The sequence below is a fragment of the Pseudomonas sp. IPO3749 genome, assembly GCF_013386605.1.
Lineage (GTDB): Bacteria > Pseudomonadota > Gammaproteobacteria > Pseudomonadales > Pseudomonadaceae > Aquipseudomonas > Aquipseudomonas azotoformans_A.
The window spans coordinates 1-19,711 of record NZ_JACARN010000089.1 but is presented as its reverse complement, the minus strand read 5'-3'; the positions used below and the strand labels follow the sequence as shown (position 1 = coordinate 19,711).

Annotated in this window: 19 protein-coding genes; 7 read left to right on the top strand and 12 right to left on the bottom strand. The window is 62.0% G+C overall.

Features of this window, described 5'->3' with window-relative positions; genetic code table 11:
• Positions 1-35: 35 nt before the first annotated feature.
• Positions 36-470, bottom strand: a complete 435-nt coding sequence (locus HX812_RS28040; protein WP_038850544.1) for a MarR family winged helix-turn-helix transcriptional regulator — start codon at positions 468-470, stop codon at positions 36-38.
• A 60-nt stretch (positions 471-530) separates the two neighbouring features.
• Complete coding sequence (locus HX812_RS28035; protein WP_038850416.1) at positions 531-1,583, bottom strand: 2,5-dihydroxypyridine 5,6-dioxygenase; 1,053 nt, start codon at positions 1,581-1,583, stop codon at positions 531-533.
• 307 nt (positions 1,584-1,890) lie between these two features.
• On the opposite strand from HX812_RS28035, the gene HX812_RS28030 reads away from it, so the two are divergent.
• The 6 genes from HX812_RS28030 to HX812_RS28005 all read left to right on the top strand — a co-directional run bounded on the left by HX812_RS28030 (position 1,891) and on the right by HX812_RS28005 (position 7,934).
• Positions 1,891-3,024 carry an FAD-dependent monooxygenase gene (locus HX812_RS28030; protein WP_038850415.1) on the top strand — a complete coding sequence of 378 codons (1,134 nt, stop codon included), beginning with the start codon at positions 1,891-1,893 and terminating at the stop codon, positions 3,022-3,024.
• The gene (locus HX812_RS28025) at positions 3,021-3,818 is read left to right on the top strand and encodes an alpha/beta fold hydrolase (protein WP_038850413.1); all 798 of its coding nucleotides are present in this window, start codon (positions 3,021-3,023) and stop codon (positions 3,816-3,818) included. Before HX812_RS28030 ends, HX812_RS28025 begins: the two co-directional genes overlap by 4 nt.
• A gap of 14 nt (positions 3,819-3,832) precedes the next feature.
• Complete coding sequence (locus HX812_RS28020; protein ID WP_010210656.1) at positions 3,833-4,585, top strand: Asp/Glu racemase; 753 nt, start codon at positions 3,833-3,835, stop codon at positions 4,583-4,585.
• A 12-nt stretch (positions 4,586-4,597) separates the two neighbouring features.
• Complete coding sequence (locus HX812_RS28015; RefSeq protein WP_028616027.1) at positions 4,598-5,230, top strand: N-carbamoylsarcosine amidohydrolase; 633 nt, start codon at positions 4,598-4,600, stop codon at positions 5,228-5,230.
• A 289-nt stretch (positions 5,231-5,519) separates the two neighbouring features.
• Positions 5,520-6,830: an MFS transporter gene (locus tag HX812_RS28010; RefSeq protein WP_038851196.1), complete on the top strand. Its 1,311-nt coding sequence runs from the start codon at positions 5,520-5,522 to the stop codon at positions 6,828-6,830.
• Between the two features lie 27 nt (positions 6,831-6,857).
• Positions 6,858-7,934 (top strand): nucleoside hydrolase, encoded by a 1,077-nt coding sequence (locus HX812_RS28005; RefSeq protein WP_038851194.1) that lies wholly within the window; start codon positions 6,858-6,860, stop codon positions 7,932-7,934.
• A 41-nt stretch (positions 7,935-7,975) separates the two neighbouring features.
• Here HX812_RS28005 and metC read toward each other — a convergent pair whose 3' ends face one another.
• Genes metC through HX812_RS27955 form a run of 10 tightly spaced genes read right to left on the bottom strand, consistent with a single transcriptional unit; the run spans position 7,976 to position 18,402 of the window.
• The gene (gene metC, locus HX812_RS28000) at positions 7,976-10,669 is read right to left on the bottom strand and encodes a cystathionine beta-lyase (protein WP_038851193.1); all 2,694 of its coding nucleotides are present in this window, start codon (positions 10,667-10,669) and stop codon (positions 7,976-7,978) included.
• Positions 10,670-10,696: 27 nt separating this feature from the next.
• On the bottom strand, positions 10,697-11,344 hold the full coding sequence (locus tag HX812_RS27995; RefSeq protein WP_033901627.1) for a glutathione S-transferase family protein: 648 nt from the start codon (positions 11,342-11,344) through the stop codon (positions 10,697-10,699).
• Positions 11,341-11,937, bottom strand: a complete 597-nt coding sequence (locus HX812_RS27990) for a cysteine dioxygenase (RefSeq protein ID WP_016977971.1) — start codon at positions 11,935-11,937, stop codon at positions 11,341-11,343. The genes HX812_RS27995 and HX812_RS27990 overlap by 4 nt, the downstream gene beginning before the upstream one ends.
• Positions 11,938-11,953: 16 nt before the next feature.
• Complete coding sequence (locus HX812_RS27985; protein ID WP_038851191.1) at positions 11,954-12,778, bottom strand: amino acid ABC transporter ATP-binding protein; 825 nt, start codon at positions 12,776-12,778, stop codon at positions 11,954-11,956.
• Complete coding sequence (locus HX812_RS27980; RefSeq protein ID WP_038851189.1) at positions 12,765-13,448, bottom strand: amino acid ABC transporter permease; 684 nt, start codon at positions 13,446-13,448, stop codon at positions 12,765-12,767. Before HX812_RS27980 ends, HX812_RS27985 begins: the two co-directional genes overlap by 14 nt.
• On the bottom strand, positions 13,438-14,163 hold the full coding sequence (locus tag HX812_RS27975) for an amino acid ABC transporter permease (RefSeq protein WP_016977968.1): 726 nt from the start codon (positions 14,161-14,163) through the stop codon (positions 13,438-13,440). Before HX812_RS27975 ends, HX812_RS27980 begins: the two co-directional genes overlap by 11 nt.
• On the bottom strand, positions 14,160-15,362 hold the full coding sequence (locus HX812_RS27970) for an aminotransferase class I/II-fold pyridoxal phosphate-dependent enzyme (RefSeq protein WP_038851188.1): 1,203 nt from the start codon (positions 15,360-15,362) through the stop codon (positions 14,160-14,162). The genes HX812_RS27975 and HX812_RS27970 overlap by 4 nt, the downstream gene beginning before the upstream one ends.
• On the bottom strand, positions 15,359-16,780 hold the full coding sequence (locus tag HX812_RS27965; RefSeq protein WP_038851187.1) for an FAD-binding oxidoreductase: 1,422 nt from the start codon (positions 16,778-16,780) through the stop codon (positions 15,359-15,361). The genes HX812_RS27970 and HX812_RS27965 overlap by 4 nt, the downstream gene beginning before the upstream one ends.
• Positions 16,773-17,579 (bottom strand): transporter substrate-binding domain-containing protein, encoded by an 807-nt coding sequence (locus tag HX812_RS27960; protein WP_038851186.1) that lies wholly within the window; start codon positions 17,577-17,579, stop codon positions 16,773-16,775. Before HX812_RS27960 ends, HX812_RS27965 begins: the two co-directional genes overlap by 8 nt.
• Position 17,580: 1 nt before the next feature.
• Positions 17,581-18,402 carry a transporter substrate-binding domain-containing protein gene (locus tag HX812_RS27955; RefSeq protein WP_038851184.1) on the bottom strand — a complete coding sequence of 274 codons (822 nt, stop codon included), beginning with the start codon at positions 18,400-18,402 and terminating at the stop codon, positions 17,581-17,583.
• A 244-nt stretch (positions 18,403-18,646) separates the two neighbouring features.
• Between HX812_RS27955 and HX812_RS27950 the strand changes: the two genes are divergently transcribed.
• Positions 18,647-19,498, top strand: coding sequence for a LysR substrate-binding domain-containing protein (locus HX812_RS27950; RefSeq protein ID WP_038851183.1), 852 nt, complete (start codon positions 18,647-18,649; stop codon positions 19,496-19,498).
• The last annotated feature ends 213 nt before the right edge of the window (positions 19,499-19,711 follow it).

The window sequence follows — 19,711 nt, the reverse complement described above, 5'->3', positions numbered from 1 at the left end:
ACATGAACTTAGAGCAAGATCGATGCCAGCTGGGATTATTCCTGCGGGTCGTCGATCATCTTGCGCAACAGGAACAACACCGCGACCCGTTCGGCCGGGTTGAGATTGCTCAGGGTCAATTCGCTGATCTGCGCAGCGCGCGGCGCGGTCTGGGCAACCAGTTCGGCGCCTGCCGGGGACAGGTCCACCACCACTTTGCGCTTGTCCTGCGGGTCCGGTTCCAGGCTGATCAGCGCCTTGGCCTTGAGCCGCTCGACGATGCCGCGAATGGTCGCCTGGTCCACGGCCGTGGCCTTGACCAGTTCGGTCAGGGAGCTTGCACCGTGATCGCGCAGGGCACACAGGGTGACGAACTGCACGGCGGTGAGCTGGGAATCGCCAACATTCTGCTGAAAAATCGCCAGGTGGCGCTGGTAGGCCTTGCGCAACAGGTGGCCGACTTGTTCAGAAAATACGTAGGAATCTGGCACGGCGGAGCTCGGTGGGTGGTTAAGGTGGGGAGGCATGATACTCCATCCCCACACCTCTGATCAGCGGGCGCGGGAGGCTTGCGGCGCCACCACATCCCCGGCAATCACAACGGCTTCATCATCCAGGTACACATCGCAATTGCGCAGCGGAATATCCATATGGCACGGCGTCTTGCGAGTCCCGCCCACTTCGGTATTCGGCCCGGTGGAGAACAGGAAATTGCCATAGAACGCCCGCGCGTCCATGCACATGCCGTCGTTCTTGTCGTGCAAGCCCATGGCCGTCCACTGCGCCCGTGGCTGCAGGCCCCAGCCGATATGGGAGATGCCGTACACCTCGGGGTCGTTGAAGTACTTCATGTAGTCACGCAGGTATTCAGCCTCGAAACCACCGTGGATGTTGGTGATGAAGCCCTTCTCGATCTCCAGGGTGATCTTCTCGCGGGTATAGGTCTTGAACGGCAGCAGGATGTCACCGATGTCCAGCACCAGCACGCCTTCGGCGGTTTCTTCGTTGGGCCAGGAGAACAGGAAACCACTCGGCCAATGGTCCCAGCGCCCCGGCTCATCGGCAAAACCATATTCCGTCACCGAGGGGTACTGTCCCAAAGCGGCGCGGAAGTCACTGCCGGCGCGGGATTTCACGTGGATCGAACGCGCTTTTTTGAGTAGCTGCTCGGCCGCCAGCACGCGCACCTTGTCTTCTTCGGTCGGCAACATGCGCGCCAACACTTCCGGCGGCTCCACCGCCAGCAGGATGCGCGTGCCGGTCTTGAGGATCTGCTCCTGCTCTGGCGAGTGCAGCAGCATCATGGTGTCGACGATCAAGTCGGCGGCTTCCAGTGCACGCTGGGCGGCGATATTGCCGGTGAGTGCAGTGTCGCCGCAGTAGGCGGTCATGTCGTTGCCCATCGCCCTGGGATGGTTGAACGACGGCAACTCCACCGCATACACCTTGGCCCCCAGGCGCTGCGCGGCGTCCATCGCGGCACGCACGGTGCGCGGGTCGGAGTAATGGCTCTTGAGCACGGCAACGCTCTGGGTCGGGTCGACCTTGGACAGCGTCAACACGTGTTCAAACATCTGGGTCAGTTCGCAATCGCTTACCGGCATTTTCCTGTCTCCTGTGGGCCTGCACCAAGTTCAGGCACTGCGCTTCACTCTAGTGCGTTTTTATAGCGTATACGCCATTTAATAACGATAAGACCCGAATTGCAGTCAGACTGCAAGCGGTGAACAAAAACGTTACCTATCGAAACAAGCCTAGCAATTACTAACAACAAACCGTTACACAGGACAAATGCGGCCAAAAAATAAATTTGCAAAGACAGGCTTCCCATTTCAAAAAATGAGCGTATACACTTTAAATACCTTGCGGACAGACGCCGCCGAAAATCAAAAAGAGAGAGGAACACGCCCCATGGGAAGCACTCAGAAAATCGCCATCGTCGGCGCAGGCCTGGGCGGTGCCGCCGCGGCCACCCTGTTGCAGCAAGCCGGCTTCGACGTGGATGTCTACGAGCAGGCGCCGGAGTTTTCCCGGTTGGGCGCGGGGATCCACATGGGCCCCAACATCATGAAAATCTTCCGCCGCATGGGCATCGAAAAGCAGCTGGACCTGATGGGCTCGCACCCTGAGCACTGGTTCAGCCGTTGCGGCGAAAGCGGCGACTACCTCTCGCGCATCCCGCTCACCGGCTACGGCGCTTCCTACATCACCGTGCACCGTGGCGACCTGCATGCGCTGCAGATGTCCACCCTCAAGCCCGGTACCCTGCACTTCAACAAACGCCTGGAAACCCTTGAAGAAACCGACACCCAGGTACGCCTGACCTTCGCCGACGGCCAGGTGACCTACGCCGACATCGTGATCGGCGCCGACGGCATCAATTCCAAGATCCGCGAAGAACTGCTCGGCGTGGAAAAACCGCTGTACAGCGGCTGGGTCGCGCACCGTGCGCTGATCCGGGGCGACCAACTCGCCAAGTACGACCTGAAGTTCGAAGACTGCATCAAGTGGTGGACCGAAGACCGCCACATGATGGTCTACTACACCACCGGCAAGCGCGACGAGTACTACTACGTGACCGGCGTGCCCCATGCCGAATGGGACTTCCAGGGTGCGTTCGTCGACAGCAGCCGCGAAGAGATGTTCGACGCCTTCAAGGGCTACTACCCCACCGTGCAGGCCCTGATCGAATCCACCGAAAGCGTGACCAAATGGCCGCTGCGCAACCGCAACCCGTTGCCGCTGTGGAGCCGTGGGCGCCTGGTGTTGCTCGGCGATGCCTGCCACCCGATGAAACCGCACATGGCCCAGGGCGCCGGCATGGCCATCGAAGACGCGGCGATGCTCACCCGCTGCCTGCAGGAAACCGGCATCAGCGACTACCGCACCGCCTTCCAGCTCTACGAAGCCAACCGCAAGGAACGCGCATCCCGCGTGCAGGCCGTGTCCAATGCCAACACCTGGCTGCGCACCCAGGAAGATCCGGCCTGGGTTTATGGCTATGACCTGTACGCCCAGGAACTGAAATCGGGGGTGGCCGCGTGAGCACTTTTCTCTACGGCGGCAATGTGCAGGCCAACGGCATTCGCCAGCACTACCTGCGTTATGGCGGCAAGGGCCCGGTGCTGATCCTGATCCCCGGCATCACCAGCCCGGCCATCACCTGGGGCTTTGTTGCCGAGCGCCTCGGCGCGCAGTTCGACACCTATGTGCTGGATGTGCGCGGTCGCGGCCTGTCTTCGACCGGTCCCGAGCTGAATTACAGCGCGGACACCTGCGCCGAGGACATCGGTGCCTTTGCCGACGCATTGAACCTGGACAGCTACCACCTCATGGGCCATTCCATGGGGGCCCGCTTTGCCGTGCGCAGTGCCGTCAAACACCCTCAAGGCGTGAAGCGCGTGGTGTTGATCGACCCACCGGTCTCAGGCCCAGGCCGACGCGAATACCCGAGCAAACTGCCGTGGTACGTCGATTCGATCCGCCAATCCCTGGTCGGCATGGACGCGCAGGCGATGCGCGCCTTCTGCGCCACCTGGACCCAGGAACAACTGCAACTGCGCGCCGAATGGCTGCACACCTGCTACGAGCCCGCCATCGTGCGTGCCTTCAATGACTTTCACGAAGTGGATTTCCACCAGGACCTGCCCCTCCTCAAGGCCCCTACCCTGTTGATGGTGGCCGGGCGTGGCGGCGTGATCCTTGATGAGGACATTGCCGAAATCCAGGACCTGCAACCGAGCGTCCAAGTCGCCCGCGTGCCAGACGCCGGCCACATGATTCCGTGGGACGACCTCGACGGTTTCTTCGTCGCCCTCGGCGACTTCCTCACACAATAAGAATGGAGACCCCCATGCAGAAGCCTTACCGCATCGGCCAAATCGTGCCGAGCTCCAACACCACCATGGAAACCGAGATTCCGGCGATGCTCACCGCGCGCCAGGCAATACGTCCCGAGCGCTTCACCTTTCACTCCAGCCGCATGCGCATGAAGCAAGTGCGCAAGGAAGAACTGGCGGCCATGGACGGCGAGTCCGACCGCTGCGCTGTCGAGTTGTCCGACGCCAAGGTCGATGTGCTGGGCTACGCCTGCCTGGTGGCGATCATGGCCATGGGCTTGGGTTATCACCGCAACTCCGAACAGCGCCTGCGCAAAGCCACCGCTGACAACGACGCCAACGCGCCCGTGATCACCAGCGCCGGCGCCTTGATCGAAGGCCTGAAAGTGATGGGCGCCAAGCGCATCGCGATCGTCGCGCCGTACATGAAACCGCTGACCGAGCTGGTGGTGAACTACATCCGTGAAGAAGGCTTTGAAGTGGTGGATTGGCGCGCCCTGGAAATCCCCGACAACCTCGAAGTGGCCCGCCACGACCCGGCCAACCTGCCGGCCATCGTCGCCGGGATGAACCTGGAAGGCGTCGATGTGATCGTGCTGTCCGCCTGCGTGCAGATGCAATCGCTGCCGGTGGTGGCCAAGGTCGAGGCACAAACCGGCAAACCGGTACTCACCGCCGCCATTGCCACCACCTACGCGATGCTCAAGGCGTTGGACCTGGAGCCCATCGTGCCGGGTGCCGGTGCCCTGCTTTCCGGTGCTTACTGAGGGGGTTTAAAGATGAGTGAACAATCCGCCGACGCCAACTACCAGGGCGTATGGGGCAACCGCATCGGCTTTGGCAAAAAAGCCGCGCTGCTGATGATCGACTTCATGCAGGGCTACACCACCGAAGGCGCGCCGCTGTTCGCGCCCGGCGTGGTCACGGCCGTGGCGCAAAGCGTCGAGCTGCTCGCCACCGCACGCCAACACGGGATTGCGGTGGTGCACACCAATATCCGCTACCATCCCGGCCATTTCGTCGATGGCGGGATCTGGGTGAAAAAAGCCCCGGTGATGAAAGACATGGTCGAAGGCAACCCATTGGCGGCGTTCTGCGCCGAGGTGTTGCCACTGGCCGAGGAAGTCGTCATTACCAAACAGTACGCCAGTGCGTTTTTCGGCAGCAGCCTGGCGCCAATGCTGCATGCCCAGGGCATCGACACCGTCGTGCTGGCCGGCTGTTCCACCAGCGGCTGCATCCGTGCCACGGCGGTGGATGCAGTGCAACACGGGTTTCGCACCATCGTCGTGCGCGAATGCGTCGGCGATCGGCACCCGGCGCCCCATGAAGCCAACCTGTTCGATATCGACAGCAAGTATGGCGACGTGGTGAGCAAGCAGGAGGCAATGCGCAAGTTCAGGGAGCAATAAGGATTCATGAGAACCGTGCCAAAGAGCACGGTCTTGAAAAAACTGAGCGTCCACTTTGGAATGCAATCCAATGTGGGAGCGGGCTTGCTCGCGAATGCGGTGTGTCAGTCAACATATCTGTCACTGATACACCGCATTCGCGAGCAAGCCCGCTCCCACACTTGATCACCTCCAGCAGGACCGACTCAGTCTTCTGACACTGCCTTTGGAAGTCGCTTCTACAGCACTCCGAAGTGCTGGAACAAAAGCGGCTGTATAAAAACCATAAGTCACCGCCAGGAGACACCCAATGCCCATTGCGAATGCAGCGCCCGCGACCTCGGTCGCAGACCCCGTCAACACGCTCTACCACAAGATCACCTGGAAGCTGATCCCCTTCCTGTGCTTCTGCTACCTGGCCGCCTACCTGGACCGCATCAACATCGGCTTCGCCAAGTTGCAGATGCTCGACCAGTTGCAGTTCAGCGAAACCGCGTTCGGCCTCGGCGCCGGGCTGTTCTTTGTCGGCTATATCATCTTTGAAGTCCCCAGCAACCTGGTGCTGGAGCGGGTCGGCGCGAAGATCTGGATCGCGCGCATCATGATCACCTGGGGCCTGCTCTCGGCCTGCACCATGCTGGTCACCTCCACCACCCAGTTCTACATCCTGCGTTTCCTGCTCGGCGCCGCCGAGGCGGGTTTCCTGCCGGGTGTGTTGTACTACCTGACTACCTGGTTTCCCACCCATCGGCGCGGGCGCATCATCGCGTTGTTCATGATCGGCCTGCCGCTCTCCAGCGTGATCGGCGGCCCGCTGTCCGGCTGGATCATGGGCCACTTCGACCACATGGGCGGCCTGCGCGGCTGGCAGTGGCTGTTCCTGATCGAAGCGGTGCCCAGCGTGTTGCTGGGCGTGCTGACCTTCTGGGCCCTGCCCAACACCTACCAGCAAGCCAAATGGCTGTCGGACGAGGAAAAAGCCCTGTTGGAAACCGAGCTGCGCAAAGACGACGCCGACGGCTCCGCCAGCAAGCACAGTTTCCGTGATGGCTTCTTCAACCTCAAAGTGTGGATGCTTGGCGGTATCGACTTCTCGATCCTGCTCAGCGCCTACGCCATGGGCTTCTGGATGCCGACGTTCATCCGCAACGCCGGGGTCACCGACACCTTCCATATCGGCGTGCTCACTGCACTACCGAGCGTCGCCGCCCTGCTCGGCATGCTGCTGATTGGCGCCAGCTCCGACAAACACCGCGAACGCCGCTGGCACATCATCGTGCCGTTTTTCATCGGCGCGGCGGCCATGGCCACCAGCACGTTCTTTACCCATAACGTGGCGGCCACCGTTGCGCTGTTCGCGATTGCCTCGGCGGCGATCATCGGCGCGGTGCCGGTGTTCTTCAGCCTGCCGGCGACCTTTCTCAAAGGCACGGCGGCGGCCACCGGTTTTGCCCTGGCCTGTTCGGTGGCGAATATCGCAGGCTTGGTGAGCAACTCGTTGATGGGCGTTGCGATCGACGTCACAGGCAGCAGCGCCGGTGCCTTGTGGTTTTTCGCCGGCTGCCTGATCCTCAGCAGCTTCCTGGTCATCGCCTTGCCGGCGAAACTGGTGAACCGTTAACAACAACAATTTTTCGGATGAATCACCATGCAAGGTTTCGTGAAAAGCTGCGCGCTGCTGGTTGCCGTCGGCCTGTGTGCCGGCACCGTCCAGGCTGCGGAAAAAGTCATTTTCGACACCGACTTCAACGTGCTCAACGATGACGGCCAGGCCTTCATCATGCTCGCCCAGCTCCATGCGCAAAAACGTATCGAGTTGCTGGGCATGACCCTGGTCAGCGGCAACGCCTGGGTCGACCAGGAGCAGGTCGATGCGCTCAAGGCCGTTGAACGCATGGGCGTGGAGAAAGAGGTTGGCGTCTACTCCGGCGCTGCCTACCCGTTGCTGCATGACTACGCCACCTACGAGGCGGAAAAGGCGCTGTTCGGCTCCGGCTGGCCGGGGGCATTCAAGAACCCCCGCCCGACTTCGCCCACGCAGTTGATCGCACCGCCGGATGGCCTGGCGACGCACACCCCATTGCGCAAGGAAACCGCCGCGCAATTCATCGTCGACAGCGTACGCGCCAACCCGCATCAGGTGACGATCCTGGCGGTCGGCCCGCTGACCAACGTCGCCCTGGCGATCCGTTCGGCGCCGGATATCGTGCCGCTGATCAAGCGCATCGTGTACATGGGCGGCGCCCTGGAGATTCCGGGCAACACCACACCGGCGGCGGAATTCAACTGGTGGTTCGACCCGGAGGCCGCAAAGATCGTGCTGCGCTCGCCGATCGAACACGTGATTTTCCCGAACGATGTGTGCGAGAAAGTCACCTTCGATAAAACGGTGTACCAGCGCGTGATTGCCCAGAAAGGCGCGATTGCCGACCTGTACAAGCACGAGTTCGGCCCCTTGTTCGACAAGGACCCGAGCTACCACAGCTTTACCTGGGACAGCTTGCCGGCGCTGTACCTGGTCAACCCGGACATCGTCACCGAGTCCCGGGAACTGTGGGTCGATGTGGACGCCACCTTCGGCGCCGACTACGGCCGTGCACTCGGCTACCAGAAAGGCGCGCCCGTGGGCACGCAGAAAGCCAAGGTGGTGTTCGGCGTGGACCAGAAGAAATTCTGGGATGGCTACGTCAACCTGGTGACCCTGCCAACGCCGGTCAAGCACTGACCGGCGAACGCTCCCACCCACGGTGGGAGCGTTTTTTTGCCTTAGCCCGCCAGCGCAAACCCGCGTTGCAGGTCCTCGATCAGCGCCGCCACATCTTCCAGTCCGATATGCAGGCGTACCACCGGGTTCAGCCTTCGGTCCGCCGCGCTGTCGCGGTCCTGGGTATCGGCCACGGTGACCAGGCTTTCATAGCCGCCCCACGAAGCGCCCAATCCGAACAGTTGCAGACCGTCGATGAAGCGCTCGAGATAGGCCGGGTCAGCGCTGCTCAACTCAAATGACAGCAAGCCATTGCTGCCAGTGAAATCCCGCCGCCACAGCGCATGCCCCGGATGTTCGGGCAAGGCCGGATGGAACACGCGCTTGACCTGCGGCTGCGCCTGCAACCACAGCGCGACATCCAGCGCCTGTCGCTCATGCACATCCAGGCGCGAGGCCAGAGTGCGTGCACCGCGCAGGACCAGATAGGCATCGTCGGCACTCACGGCATTGCCGAAGGTATCGCTCATCCGGCCCAGCGCCGGCCACGCGGCCTGGGTGGTGGATACGCTGCCCATCATCACGTCGCTATGGCCGCTGAGATATTTGGTGAGGGCCATGATGGAGATGTCTGCGCCCAACGCCAGCGGTCGATACAGGTAGCCCGAGCCCCAGGTGTTGTCCACGGCCAGCAGGATATTGCGCGGTTTGCACAACGCGGCAATGGCGGGCAGGTCGCACAGTTCGTAGAGCAACGAACCCGGGACTTCGGCGTAGACCAGTTTGGTATTGGCTTGCAACTGGGCTTCCAGGCCTTTGCCGTCCGGCGAAAAATAGCTGACTTCAATGCCGAACGGCTGCAGGAACTCGCGAGCCAACTTGCGCACCGGCGAATACACCGCATCGGTGATCAGCACGTGATCGCCGGGGCGCAGATACGCCAGGAACACCTGGGCCGCTGCGGCCAGGCCGGTGCCGTAGAGACGGGTGCGATAGCCGCCCTCCAGTTCGGTGACCAGGTCTTCCAGGGCGTGGGAAGTCGGGTTGCCGCGTGCGCCGTAGGTCAACACCCGCTCGCTATCGCGGCGGGCACGAGCGTCACGCATCTGCGCCAGGTTGTCGAACAGCACGGTGCTGATGCGTGTAATCGGCACGTTGACTGCGCGGCCGCCATGGCCTTTTTCGGTGCGAGCCGCGTGAATCAACCGAGTGCGCACCCGCGATGGAGCGGCCAACGGCTTGAGGCTGGCGATCTCCGCCGTGCTCATCTGCGCCAACAGGCCAATTTCCCAGGCCAGGTACTGGCGCGCAGCGTCCTTGTTGCCACTGTGGCGGTCGTGGGTGAAGAACAGGAAGTCGATGCACTGAGCGTCGGGCGGGTTTTGCGGGTCCTCACTCACCGGCAAACCGGCCGCTGCCCAGGCGGCGAAACCGCCGTCGAGCAGCTGCGCCTGTAACCCTTGGGCGGCGAAGGCGGCCAACGCAGGATCATCCGCCACCAGTACCAGCGGACGCTGATCGGTTTCCAGCAACGAACGGATCGACCACCGGGAACCGGGAATATGCCCCTTTCGAAAGACCATGCTCGGGCGCAGGTCGATCAGGTTGACGTCCCCCAAGTCAAAAGCACGAGGGCTGATCAACGGCAGCGGCTCATACGCCACCGGCTGCAACACCGGCAAGGCCAGCCCGCTGTCGATGCCACCGTTCAATACATACGCCTCATGCCCCAACTGGCGCAGCCAACTGGCAACAATCGGTGCGCGCACACCATCACTGTCCACCAGCACAATGCGCGTCTGCCGCACACCGATGTACAGATCGGTGGACTGGATCAGCTGCCCGCCCGGCGTATGCTGCGCACCCGGCAATGTGCCGAGGGCGAACTCTTCAGCCGTGCGCACGTCGCACAGGAACAGGCTGCGCTGAGCGTCATCGGCCCACTGACGCACCTGATCCGCCGACACGGTCGCCACCCCTGCCCGCTCGGCCAATCGCTGTGCGGCCCGACGCTGTTGAGTTAGGTCGCTGCTGACCTCATCCGCATAACGGCGGGTGCTGCCGTGTTCCAGCTGGAAATCTTCCAGGTACCAGCCCTGGGTGCCGTTTTCCAAGGCATAGATCGGGTTTTTCAGGCCCAGGTTGATCAAGGTCTGCGCGCCGATGATGCTGCGGGTGCGCCCGGCGCAGTTGACCACGATGGGCGTGCTGTCATCCGGCACCAGGTCATGCACGCGGTATCCCAGTTCACCATTGGGGCAGCAGATGGAGCCGGGAATGGTCATCTTGCGGTATTCATCGAACGGCCGGCCGTCCAGCACCACCAACGGCTCGCCGCGCGCTTGCCACTCCGCCAGTTGCCGAGCGGTCACGTGCGGGGTGTGGCTGGCCTCTTCCACCAACTCGCCAAACGCCTTGGACGGCACGTGTACCCCGGCAAACAGTTGCAAGCCGGCGGCCTGCCAACCTTCGGCGCCCCCCTCCAACACGTGCACGCGGCTATAACCCAACCCCCGTAAACGTTGCGCCGTGCGCGCCGCCACATCACCGCCATCCTGGTCGTAGATCACCAGGCGCACCTGGGGGTTAGGCGCCAGTCGGCGTACCTCCAGTTCCAGGCGGCTATAGGGCAGGTTCACCCCGTGAAACAGGTGGGCTTCACCGTATTGGCCGTGTTCGCGCACGTCGAACAGGGCGATTTCCTGCCCGTCGAACAGCCATTGCTGCAGTTGACTGGGGGTGATGGTCTGGCTCATGGAAGTCCCAACAATTGAAGAAAAGAGTTACTGCAACGCCAACGAACGTTCGCCCGCGGCCACTTCGCGACCCTTGGCATAGGCACGCTGCACCGCCGGCCGCGCCTTGATGCGCTCACGCCAGGCCTGAATACGGGGGTAATCGGCCAAGGCCTGGCCCTGCCGCTGCGGTTGAATCCACGGGAAGATCGCCATGTCCGCCACCGAGTATTCGCCCGCCACATAGGGCACCTCGGCCAGGCGTTGTTCCAGCACCCGATACAAGCGCGTGGCTTCGGCGTTGAGCAGGTCGAGGGCAAACGCAATCGGCTCCGGAGCCTTCTCCTTGAACAGCTGCAACTGGCTCAGATACGGGGTGATATGCCCCACCTGCCAGAACAACCATTCCTGGACCTTTTGCCGCTCGGCAGTACCCGCCGGTGGCAAGAACTGACCGGCGCTGTCGGCCAGGTAATTGAGGATCGCGCCGGATTCGAACAGGCTCAGCGGCACCTCCGGGCGATAGTCGACAATCGCCGGGATGCGCCCGTTGGCGCTGATGCGCTGGAAGTCCGCCTGTTTCTGCTGGCCTTCGCGGATGTTCACCGGCACCAGGCGGTATTCCACACCCAGCTCTTCGAGCAGGATGCCGACCTTCAAGCCGTTGCCCGTGGGCCAGTAATAAAGGTCGATCATGCGTAGGCCTTGATCGACGGCGCCATCTGCGAGGCGTTGTAGTTGAGGATGCGACCGTCCGCTTCCACGCCATATCGGCCGTTCAGCGATTCCAGCGGCAAGCCATAGAGGTGGAAATGCAACGTCGCCTGCTCGCCCTCGACCTTGATGCCATGCAGGTCTTCACCGAGGAACGAGATCGAGGTGCCCGGCTGCACGATCACTTCTTTCTCCAGCGTCAGGGTGGTGAACCCCGGCTCGCGACCCTCATCGCTGCGCGCGTAGACGTAGTTGATCTCCTGCCCTTCGATGGCACTGATGATCGCCCAGGTCTCGTGGTTATGCGGGATCGTGCTTTTGCCCGGTAACAGCGAATTCAGGTAGAGCGTCGGCGTATCACCGTCGTCATTCAGGCGATAGCGGAACGCCGTGCTGCCCTGCCCCGGCACCGGCGCGGGGAATTCATCAAAGTTGAACAGGTCGCGGCGCTGGGCGAGGTTTTCCAGCAGCCCAACGATTTCATCCAAGGCCGCGCGGTCTACGCCACGCTGGTTGATGACGCGGATCTGCTGCAAAAACGCTTCGATCACGTCGGCACGGTTTTCGATACTCATCACGAATTTCCTCTTATCAGACAGACAGGCTGTAACGGCTCAAATTGGTCAACAGGTACGGGTCGTGGGCGATGGGGCCACGGCGCCCCGTGTCGCCCAAGGCATGGCGCAGGAACGTCTGGGTGCGTTCGCTGGCCGGGTTCTGGAAGATCTGCTGCGCGCTGCCATGCTCGACAATCACGCCGTTTTCGGTGAAATACACCACGTCGCTGATCTCTTCGGCGAAGCGCATTTCGTGGGTGACCAACACGCAGGTCATGCCCTCTTCGGTAAGTTCGCGGATCACCGTCAGCACTTCGCCGACGGTCTCCGGGTCCAGTGCCGACGTCACTTCGTCAAACAGGATCAGCTCCGGACGCATCGCCAGGGCACGGGCAATCGCCACGCGTTGCTGCTGGCCACCGGACAGTTGGCCGGGATAGGCATCGGCCTTGTGCTCCATGCGCACCTTGGCCAGCAAGGCGCGAGCGTCTTTCTCAGCGTCGGCACGGTTGCGACCGAGCACCTTGCGCGGGGCGATCACCAGGTTTTCCAGCACCGACAAGTGCGGGAACAGGTTGTACTGCTGGAAAACAAACCCGACGCGTTTGCGCAACTCGATGCGCTGGGCTTCCTGGGCCAAGGTATCGACCTGGGTCTGGCCCACGCGGATGCTGCCGCGCTGGGGCTGCAACAAACCGGTGATGCAGCGCAGGATCGTCGACTTGCCCGAGCCCGACGGGCCAATGATCGACACCGCCTGGCCGCGCAGCACCTCCAGGTCGATGCCCTTGAGCACCGGGTTGGCGCCGAACGACAGGTGTACGTCCCGCAGGCTCACCAAGGGTTCAGTAGAAGGCATAACGGCGCTCCAGGTGTTGGGTGAGACGGGAAATCGGGTAGCAATAGGCAAAGAACAGCACCAGCAGGCTCAAGTAGATCAGCACGGTAAAGCCAGTCATGTTCACGGTGTTGCTGGCGATCTGTGCGGTGTCGATCACGTCATGCACGCCCACCAGCGACGCCAGCGCGGTGCCCATGGTGACCACGGCGTACAGGTTCATCCACGGCGGCAACATGCGCTTGAAGCACTGCGGCAGGATGATCGAACGGAACAACTGGCCACGGGTGAACGCCAGGGAGCGCGCGGCTTCCCATTGGGTGCTGGGGATCGAACCGATGGCGCCACGGAAGATCTCCGCCACGTTGGCGCTGGCTGGCAACGCCAGGCCGATAGTGACCTTGACCCAATCGGGGAACGACACGTAGCTGCTGCCGATGTGGATCTCGAACGGAAACACGTAGGTGGTGAAATAGATCAGCACCAGCCACGGCGCATTGCGAAACACCTGCACCCACAGCCGCGCGACAAAGCCCAACGGCGACAAGGCCAACGCACCGATCAACAACCCCAGCACCGAGCCCAGGGCAATCGCCACCACGCTGATCAGGATGTTCTGGCCGAAACCGGCCACCAGTGCCGGTGACCATTGCAGCAACGCCGACAACACCGGGAATGAATCAATGGCCATAGCCGGGCATCCTCAGGCGCGCTTCCAGCCAGCGCCCCACACAATTGACGATAAAACTCAGCAGGCCGAAAAAGCTCAGGATCAGGATCATCAGTTCCAGCACGTTATCGCTCTGGGTCCAGATCATGATGGCCGCGTAGGTGATGTCGCCCACCGCAATCGCGGAAGCCACGGCGGTCATCTTCACCAGGTCGATCAGGTTGTTGATCAGCGACGGCAGGGCAAAACGCAGCGCCAGGGGCAACTGCACATTCCACAGCAACTGTCGGCTGCTGAAAGCAAGGGAACTGGCAGCTTCCAAGGTCACGGCAGGCACTGCTTCGATGCCGGCGCGCAAAGCCTCGGCATGAAACGCACCTTTGTGCAGGGAGATCACGATCACCACCCAGGCAAACGGCGTCAGCGGGTTGGCCGCACCGACTGCCTGGGTCAGCAGCATGTTCAGCACCAGGAATGCGCAGTACAGCTGCACCAGGGTCGGCGTGTTGCGCGTGACTTCGACGAACACCCGCGCCGGTTTGGCCAGCCACGGGTTACCCGAGGTGAGCATCGCTGCGAGCGTGATGCCCGCCAACAGGCTGCCAATAATGGTGAACAGGCACAGCAGGCCAGTGGTCAGCGCGCCCTGGACCAGCGTGCCACGCTGGTAGGCATCCAACAGAAAGTTGTAGTTCAGGCCGATACCCGCAGCCCAATGGACAAAAACCTCCATCATTGCAACTTTCCGCAGGCGCTTGCGATACGCCGTCCGGCTTCTGCAACGCTGTCGGTCGCGGTGGCGATGGACAGACGGAACCACGGCGACAGGCCATAGGCACTGCCCGCCACTCCGGCGACGCCCTCCTCCAACAGCCAGGCCACCAGGTCATCGTCGTTGTTGATGCGCTGGCCGTCCGGGCGAACGCGTCCCAGCAGCCCGGCGCAACGCACGAAGACGAAGAAACCGCCCTGGGGCTCCAGGACTTCAAGGCCGTCAACGGCTGCAAGCGTTTCCACCAGAATATCCCGGCGCAATTGATAAGCCGCGACGTGCTCCGCAAGAAAGTCCAGCCCACCGTTGTAAGCCGCCAATGCAGCCGCCTGGCCCACTGAGGACGCCCCAGAAGTGGATTGGGATTGCACCACTGCGATGGCATCGGTCAAGGTTTTCGGCCCCGCCCCAAAGCCGATGCGCCAGCCAGTCATCGCGTAAGTCTTGGACACGCCGCCCACCAGCAGGCAACGGTCGAGCAAATCCGGAGCGACGTTTAACAGGCTCTGCGCAGGGCGGCCGTCGAAACGGATGTGTTCGTAGAGTTCATCCAGCAGGACCAGCACCTGGGGATGACGACGCAGCACTTCGGCCAACTCGCGCAGTTCGGTTTCGCTGTACACCGCGCCGCTCGGGTTGCCAGGGCCATTGAGGATCAGCCAGCGCGTACGCGCAGTGATGTGCTGCTCCAACTGGGCCGGCAGCAGTTTGCAGCCCTGCTCCAGCCCACATGCGATGAACACCGGCTCGCCGCCATTGAAGCGCACGCTGTCGGGGAACGACGGCCAGTAGGGTGTCGGCACCAGCACTTCATCACCGTCATCCAGGGTCGCGGCAAACGCGTTGAAGATGATCTGCTTGGCGCCGTTGGCGATCACAATGGACGACAGTGGATAGTCCAGGCGGTTTTCATCCGCGAGCTTGCGTTGCACGGCCAAGCGCAAGGCTTTTACACCGGGCGTCGGCGTGTATTTGGTGGCACCGCCCGCGATCGCGGCATAGGCCGCCTGCTTGATGTGTTCGGGGGTATCGAAATCCGGCTCGCCGGTGGTGAGATCGAGAATATCGCGCCCCGCCTCGCGCAACTCAGTGGCGCGGGATTTGGCGGCGGCGTTGGCGGACAGCGAGACCCGCTGCACGCGTTGGGACAGGCGTAGGATCATGGCTGTACCTCAAGGACTTTGCCGGGGTTGAGCAGGTTGTGCGGATCCAGCGCCTGCTTGATGCGGCGCATCAGGTCCAGCTCCACCGGGCTTTTATAGCGGCTGAGCAGGCCGACCTTGCGCTGGCCGATGCCGTGCTCGGCACTGATCGAGCCACCGTGGGCATGGGCACTGTCGTGCACCAGGGCGCTGAGTTCGGCGTAGTGCGCCATGTGCGCGTCCACTGTCGAATCCAGTGGATGGGCCACGTTGTAATGCAGGTTGCCGTCGCCCAAGTGGCCGAAGGTGAAGTGACGCACCCCGGGAAAATGCTGCTGCAACAACGCGTCGGTGTGCGCCACAAAGGCGACCACTTGCGAGATCGGCACCGAGATATCGTGCTTCATATTGCGCCCGGCACGCTTTTGCGCCTCGCTCATGTTTTCGCGCAGCAACCACAGGGCTTCGCTTTGCGCCAGGCTTTCAGCGATCAGGGCGTCGCTGATCAACTGCTTTTCGAAAGCCTCGCCAAGCACCGCTTCGAAGGCTTCGCGGGCATGGCTTTCGCCGTGGTTGTCAGAAAGCTCAATCAGGGCGAACCAGGGCTGACTGGCCGTCTTGAACGGCTGCGGGCCCTCCGGAAACTGATCGCGCAACAGCGCCAGGCAATCAGCAGTGAGTAATTCAAACGCCGTCAGGCTCGCACCAAAACCGGCACGGGCATGGGACAGAAAAGCGACGGCTTGCGCCAGCTCATCAAACGCCAGCAATGCGGTCGCCTGGGCCTTGGGCAGCGGAAACAGCTTCAAGGTGGCGGCCGTGATAATGCCCAGGGTACCTTCGCTGCCGATATACAGGTCGCGCAAGTCATAGCCGGTGTTGTCCTTGCGCAACCCGCGCAGGCCATGCCAGATCTCGCCTTCGGCGGTCACCACTTCCAGGCCCAGGGTCAGCTCACGGGTATTGCCATAACGCAGCACGCCGGTGCCGCCGGCATTGGTGCCAAGGTTGCCGCCAAGGGTGCAACTGCCCTCAGCGCCGAGGCTCAGGGGAAACAGGCGATCGGCTGCACGGGCCGCGTCCTGGACATGTTGCAGGATGCACCCGGCTTCCACGGTCAGGGTGTCGTTGTCGGTGTCGACCGAACGCACGCGGTTCATGCGGTCCAGCAACAGCAACACTGAACGCCCGCTGGCATCCGGCGTAGCACCGGCCATCAACCCCGTATTGCCACCCTGCACCACGATGGGCGCCTTCAGCGCCACGCAGGCGCGCACCACCGCCGCCACTTCCTCGGTGTTGGCCGGATGCACCGCCGCGATCACGTGGCCGGTGTAGCGGCCCTGTTTGTCAGTGAGGTAGTGCGCCGCTTGCTCGCTGGTTTGCACATGGGCCGCGCCGAGCAACTGTTGCAAGGTGGCGAACAACGCATCACTCATGGCTGTATTGCTCATGTAAATCGCGCAGGGCCTGGGACGGCGCCATGCCGGTACGCTCGCCGAGGGCGATCAGGAAACCGCTTTTATGCCAACCCTTCACGATGGCATCGAGCTTGGCCTGGGTGTCGTGTTCGCCCTTGCGGATCCAGATCACCGAGTTGGACGGAATCAGGTCGCCCGGCAACGGAATTTCATAGCCCTCCCATTCGGCATCACTGAGCAAAGCGTGCATGGTCGGGCTGACGTGCACCGCCGCCACACACCCATTGCCGCGCAGCGACAACAACGACTCGGACTGGCTGCGGAACGCCTTGATCTGCGCGCCGTAGGTCTCTTGCAGCGGTTTGATGAAGTTGCTGCCCTGGGACACGCACACCGGTTTGTCCTTGAGGTCGGCCCACTGCTGGATGCCAGCGCCTTTGCGGATCAACGCCGCGCCGCCGACTTCTTCGTAGGGCGTAGGCACGTAATCGAGGATCTCGGCACGCTCTTCGGTGAACTGCATATTGGCGATCAGGATGTCGACCTTGCCCTGCTGCAGGAACTGCACGCGGTTGGGCGCCAGTACCGATACGGTCTTGGTCTCGACGCCCAGCGCCTCGCCGATGCCCTTGGCCAGTTCGACGTTGTAGCCCAGGTGCTCACCGGTCTTGGGGTCCAGGGTGCCGAACGGCGGCCCGCTGAGAATCACCCCGACGCTGATGGCGTGGCGTTGCTGGATCTTGTCGAGGGTGGCATCGGCCTGGGCGAAGCCGGCGCACAGGGCCAGGCCGACTGCGGTGAAGGTCTTAAAATGCATATCAGGCGCCCTTGAACTGTTGCTGCAATTCCACCAACGCAGGCGAAGCCGGGCTGATGCGGTTGCGGGTCTGGGCGTCGATCAGCCAGCCGCTGCGGTGCAGCTCCTTGACGATCGGATCGAGCTTGGCCTGGGTATCGCTTTCGCCGCGACGGGTCCAGATCACCGAAGGCGCCGGGTTGAGTTCCGGGGTAATGACGCGGTAGTCCTTCCACTCGGGACTGTCATTGATCAACGGGTTGATCAGCGTCGAGTCATGCACCGCCGCCACACAGTTGTTGCCACGCAGGGCCAACAAGGATTCGGAAGAACTCTTGAATGCCTTGAGCTGCGCGCCGAACTCAGTCAGCGGCTTCACGTAGCTGCTGCCCTGCGAAGTGCACACGGGCTGGTCCTTGAGGTCTTCCCAGCGGGCGATCTTGCTGTCCTTCAGCACCGCCGCTGCGCCGCCAATACGGTAGAACGGGGTCGGCACAAAACCGAGGATCTCACCGCGCTCGGCGGTCCATTCCATATTGGCGATCAGCAAGTCGACCTTGCCCTGTTGCAGGAACTGCACACGGTTGGCCGGCAACACCGGCACCAATTGCACCTCTGCCTTGAGTTGACGCCCCAGTTCGTTGGCCAGGTCGACGTTCAAGCCCTTGGGCTTTTGCGTGGCCGGGTCAATGCTGCCGAATGGCCCGCCAGACAACAGCACGCCGACCACCAGCACATGACGCTGCTCGATCTTGTCCAGGGTCGCATCGGCCTGCGCCGCCACACTGCTGCCCAACGCGATGATCGACCCGAGGGCCACCGGCAACCATTTTTTCAACTTCATTGGACTTCCCCCTGGCAAATGATCGGCGTACCCCGACCTGATGGAGGGGCATGCTAGGGAGAGTGTGGGGGCAACGGAAATGCAAATATCTCATATCGTTATAACTTGTCGTGTCTGCACGACCTACGATTACGACATATGCCACTATTTACGGGGCGCGCTAAAAATACGCTTCACCCATACATAAATATCTGTAATGTTTAACTTCACACCCTTGATATAAAAACCGCCTCTGGAGCCGGCCATGTCGACCCTTGACCTTGAACTGCTGCGCACCTTTATTGCCGTGGTCGACCACCACAGCTTCGCCGGCGCCGGTATGCACCTGTCGCGCACCCAATCGTCCGTGACCCAGCACATGCAACGCTTGGAGCAGCAAGTGGGGGTCAGTCTGTTCGAGAAGCGTGGCCGGCAAAAGCAACTGACCGAGCCTGGCTTGCAGTTGCTGCGCCATGCGCGGCAGATGCTGTCGTTGAATGACGATGCGTTGAATTCGCTGCGTGAGAGCAGCCTGAGTGGTGTGCTGCGTATTGGCTCGCCCCACGATATTGCTGACACGATACTGCCGCCGATCCTCAGTCACATCGCCCGCTCGGCACCGCGTTTGCGGTTGGAGATCGATGTGGGGCGCAGTCCGTTTTTGATGGATGACTTGCATCGGGGCAAGGTGGATATGGTGATTTCCACGCGGTCTGATCCAAACCTGGAGGGGTTTGCGTTGCGCACGTCGCCGGTGTGGTGGATTTGTTCGGCCCAGTATATTCACCAGCCGAGTGAGCCGTTGCCGTTGATTCTGGTGGATGAGCCGAGCATTTATCGGCGTTATGCGCTGGAGGCGTTGGAGCAGGCGAATATTCCTTGGCGCCAGGCGTATCTGGCTTCGAATTTGATCGGGATCAAGGCGGCGACTCGGGCGGGGTTGGGGGTGACGCCGCGGAGTATGGAAATGCTGGGGCCGGATATGCGGGTGTTGGGGGAGACGGATGGGTTGCCGCGGTTGCCGGAGGTGACGTATTACCTTTGGATTCGGCCGAATACGGCGAATCCGATTGCCAGGAAGGCTTATGATTTGATTCGGGGGAGTCAGGGGTTGTGATTGGGGGCATATCCGTTATTTGGGTGATGGCGGGTATTGGTTCCGCCCTTACGGCGGGTCACTTTGGAAAAGCCGGAATGCCGGCCCAGCCCAAAGTAACCAAAGGGCTCTTGCCCCAACACTCGGCACCTCGCTCACGCTCGGTGTGCCCGTAATCCGACAGTGATTTGGGGGGCCGCCGCCACGCGCCATCCATGGCGCGGGGCGGCTAAA

Excerpts from the sequence above, each read along its gene's own strand:
- HX812_RS27955 (WP_038851184.1), bottom strand. The coding sequence starts at position 18,402 with ATGAAGTTGAAAAAATGGTTGCCGGTGGCCCTCGGGTCGATCATCGCG.
- HX812_RS27970 (WP_038851188.1), bottom strand. The coding sequence starts at position 15,362 with ATGATCCTACGCCTGTCCCAACGCGTGCAGCGGGTCTCGCTGTCCGCC.
- HX812_RS28010 (WP_038851196.1), top strand. The coding sequence starts at position 5,520 with ATGCCCATTGCGAATGCAGCGCCCGCGACCTCGGTCGCAGACCCCGTC.
- HX812_RS27980 (WP_038851189.1), bottom strand. The coding sequence starts at position 13,448 with ATGGCCATTGATTCATTCCCGGTGTTGTCGGCGTTGCTGCAATGGTCA.
- HX812_RS28030 (WP_038850415.1), top strand. The coding sequence starts at position 1,891 with ATGGGAAGCACTCAGAAAATCGCCATCGTCGGCGCAGGCCTGGGCGGT.
- HX812_RS28005 (WP_038851194.1), top strand. The coding sequence starts at position 6,858 with ATGCAAGGTTTCGTGAAAAGCTGCGCGCTGCTGGTTGCCGTCGGCCTG.
- HX812_RS27950 (WP_038851183.1), top strand. The coding sequence starts at position 18,647 with ATGTCGACCCTTGACCTTGAACTGCTGCGCACCTTTATTGCCGTGGTC.
- HX812_RS27990 (WP_016977971.1), bottom strand. The coding sequence starts at position 11,937 with ATGAGTATCGAAAACCGTGCCGACGTGATCGAAGCGTTTTTGCAGCAG.
- HX812_RS28035 (WP_038850416.1), bottom strand. The coding sequence starts at position 1,583 with ATGCCGGTAAGCGATTGCGAACTGACCCAGATGTTTGAACACGTGTTG.
- HX812_RS27985 (WP_038851191.1), bottom strand. The coding sequence starts at position 12,778 with ATGCCTTCTACTGAACCCTTGGTGAGCCTGCGGGACGTACACCTGTCG.
- HX812_RS28020 (WP_010210656.1), top strand. The coding sequence starts at position 3,833 with ATGCAGAAGCCTTACCGCATCGGCCAAATCGTGCCGAGCTCCAACACC.
- metC (WP_038851193.1), bottom strand. The coding sequence starts at position 10,669 with ATGAGCCAGACCATCACCCCCAGTCAACTGCAGCAATGGCTGTTCGAC.
- HX812_RS27960 (WP_038851186.1), bottom strand. The coding sequence starts at position 17,579 with ATGCATTTTAAGACCTTCACCGCAGTCGGCCTGGCCCTGTGCGCCGGC.
- HX812_RS28015 (WP_028616027.1), top strand. The coding sequence starts at position 4,598 with ATGAGTGAACAATCCGCCGACGCCAACTACCAGGGCGTATGGGGCAAC.
- HX812_RS27975 (WP_016977968.1), bottom strand. The coding sequence starts at position 14,163 with ATGATGGAGGTTTTTGTCCATTGGGCTGCGGGTATCGGCCTGAACTAC.
- HX812_RS27995 (WP_033901627.1), bottom strand. The coding sequence starts at position 11,344 with ATGATCGACCTTTATTACTGGCCCACGGGCAACGGCTTGAAGGTCGGC.
- HX812_RS27965 (WP_038851187.1), bottom strand. The coding sequence starts at position 16,780 with ATGAGTGATGCGTTGTTCGCCACCTTGCAACAGTTGCTCGGCGCGGCC.